Genomic DNA, 2492 nt, shown 5'->3' with positions numbered 1-2492 from the left:
AGAGTTTACAGACTATGTACACTGGTTTAACCACCTACGTATCCATGGTACTTTAGATTATTTAAGTCCAGTGGAATACAAACTTACACACCTTAAGAAAACTGTCTAGTTTAGTGTTGACAATCCATATTTTATTTACACCACGACAATATAATCTACTTCCTGGCTTACCGCTAAGTGGGGATGAACAAGGTTTTCCTACTAAAGACTAGATTGCGTCTTACTTAAAAAAATATGTAGAAACATTTGAACTTCCTGTTCAATTAAATGAAGAAGTAATGCTCGTGACAAAACAAGGGGATCCATTCATTATCCATACAAATTTAGGCCAATATGTTGCTAAAAATATCATTATTGCAACAGGTCCTTTTCACATTCCTCATATTCCAGTTATTGCGAAAGAACTTTCTAATAACGTAAACCAGCTTCATTCTTCACAATATAAAAACAACAGTCAATTAGTAGATGGGAATGTGTTGGTCGTTGGTGGGGGAAATAGCGGAGCGCAAATTGCTACTGAACTTTCTAGTGAGAGGGAAACGTATATTGCTGTCAGCAAAAAGCTGAATTATTTTCCATTGCTCTTATGTAAACGAAGTATTTTTTGGTGGTTTGATAAATTAGGAATTTTAAATGCTAGCAGCGATTCCTTTCTCGGTAAGCTCATTCAGCGCAAAGGCGATCCGGTATTCGGTTTTGATTTAAAAAAGAAAGTTAAGAACAAGAGGGTAAAAGTAAAGGAGAAAGTGATTGAGGTAGAAGGAAATCAGGTGACTTTTGTTGACGGCACAACACTTGAAGTAAGAAATATAATTTGGGCAACAGGCTTTAAAATAGAGTATCCGTGGTTATATATTAATGGTGTATTAGGTCCAGAGGGAAAAGTACTTCATCGCAACGGAGTATCAAATATAGAAGGACTGTATTTTATAGGTTTACCGTGGCAATCAAAACGTGGTTCTGCATTATTGCAAGGGGTAGGTGATGATGCAAAATATATTGTTGGGAAAATAAATTCAGTTCACTAGTCTAAGAGGAGAGCGAAGTTCCTCAGTACCTAGCCGTTTTTTTGTAGGGAGTTGAATTGAGTCAGGTTATATGTGATAATACGTTAAAGAACTGGATAAAAATGGGAAAACCTAGCCGTAGGGAGTGGAATGTTATGGGCAATGCGATACTTATTATGATCATCACTTTAACGATACATTCATTCATCCTCTATTTTGTCATTAAAAATTCTATTAATAATTCTGAATTAAATAATAGAATAACAAACTTAGAAGCAACACTTAATACATTAATGGAAGAGGTGAAGAAAAAAGAGCGTGATCAATAGAAGTTTCATAGAACGGCAATTGCAGGTATGCAATAGTGCGGAAATCATTTTGTAAACAAGAAAAGCAGTGTACTTAAAAATTAGTACCAGATATTAATAGTAAGTGATAAAATAATAGTATTGGATTAGCTTTTTCATAACATGAACAACGAAAGAGAGTGATCGAATGTATTATTTTGTTGCGAATATTATAAAATTCTTTTTGCGTTTGCGAGGGAAAATAGCGGTTTACAATAAGCAATATTTGCCTAAACAAGGTCCTTATGTGATTGCGTGTACACATACTGGATGGGTCGACATCTTTTATCTTGGAATCGCCCTTTTGCCCTCAAAAATTCATTATATGGCAAAAAAACAACTTTTTGAGAAAAGAATGCTGGGGTGGCTCCTTAAGAAGTTAAATGCTTTTCCGGTTGATAGAGATAACCCTGGGCCAAGTGTATTGAAAGTTCCGAAACGATTGTTATCAAACGGAGAGATTGTCGGAATTTTTCCAAGCGGAACAAGGACGAATGAGCAAATTGCTTTAAAACAAGGGGCAATCACAATTGCTCAGCGCTCAGAGGTGCCGATCATTCCAGTAGTTTATAATGGTCCAAATAATTTTAAGGAACTTTTTACTCGGAGAAAAGCGCATCTTATATTTGGGGAGCCTATTTATCTCATCTCAAAGGAGAAAGATTCAAGAACTTATTATACGGGGGTTTTAGAACAGAAGCTTGCGGAGTTGGAATCGCACTTATTGACAAGACTTAAGTAAGTTTAGCAGTATGGCTATTTTCATAATTCCCCTTATCATTGATCATGAATGTGAATGTGAGGGAAGTATTTTTTGATTCCAGTCGAATTGATTGTTCAAAAACTTAAACATTTAGTAGATGATGATTGTCATGATCCGCTGCAGAGAAAATTTATCCATGCTGATATTGAACTGTTAAGTAAGGCACTGTTTCTGAGTGACTTACCGGACGATATGATCAACTCATATAAATGAACGGAATAATGGATCCTCCAAGGTATTGGAGGGTTTTTTTTAAAAGATAAGAAAGTATAAAAATTTGGGTCTACCACAGTCATTTAAGCTGTGGTATTTTCATTTTATGGAGACCAATATATTGAGAAGAATATTTTTTGATAAACACCAACATTGGGAAGC

General features: G+C 35.3%; 5 protein-coding genes. All 5 read left to right on the top strand.

Annotated features, from left to right (window positions below; all coding sequences use genetic code 11):
- Window positions 1–109, top strand: a 109-nt coding sequence (locus tag PZE06_RS25615) for an IS3 family transposase (protein ID WP_275791668.1), incomplete at its 5' end; no start/stop codon positions are given.
- Window positions 110–212: 103 nt separating this feature from the next.
- Window positions 213–1028, top strand: a complete 816-nt coding sequence (locus PZE06_RS25610) for a flavin-containing monooxygenase (protein WP_225310845.1) — start codon at window positions 213–215, stop codon at window positions 1026–1028.
- A 56-nt stretch (window positions 1029–1084) separates the two neighbouring features.
- Entirely contained in the window at window positions 1085–1336 is a 252-nt protein-coding gene (locus tag PZE06_RS25605) for a hypothetical protein (RefSeq protein ID WP_150917849.1), read from the top strand.
- A gap of 166 nt (window positions 1337–1502) precedes the next feature.
- On the top strand, window positions 1503–2096 hold the full coding sequence (locus PZE06_RS25600) for a lysophospholipid acyltransferase family protein (RefSeq protein ID WP_150917846.1): 594 nt from the start codon (window positions 1503–1505) through the stop codon (window positions 2094–2096).
- Window positions 2097–2168: 72 nt separating this feature from the next.
- Entirely contained in the window at window positions 2169–2330 is a 162-nt protein-coding gene (locus PZE06_RS25595; protein ID WP_191963605.1) for a hypothetical protein, read from the top strand.
- Window positions 2331–2492: the final 162 nt, after the last annotated feature.

Source organism: Robertmurraya sp. DFI.2.37 (genome assembly GCF_029211245.1).
In the GTDB taxonomy this organism is placed as follows: domain Bacteria; phylum Bacillota; class Bacilli; order Bacillales; family Cytobacillaceae; genus Robertmurraya; species Robertmurraya methanolica_A.
Note: the sequence above shows the minus strand (reverse complement) of the source record. Positions and strands in the feature narration are given on the sequence as shown.

Coding starts and splice junctions, on each gene's coding strand:
- PZE06_RS25600 (WP_150917846.1), top strand. CDS start 1,503: ATGTATTATTTTGTTGCGAATATTATAAAATTCTTTTTGCGTTTGCGA.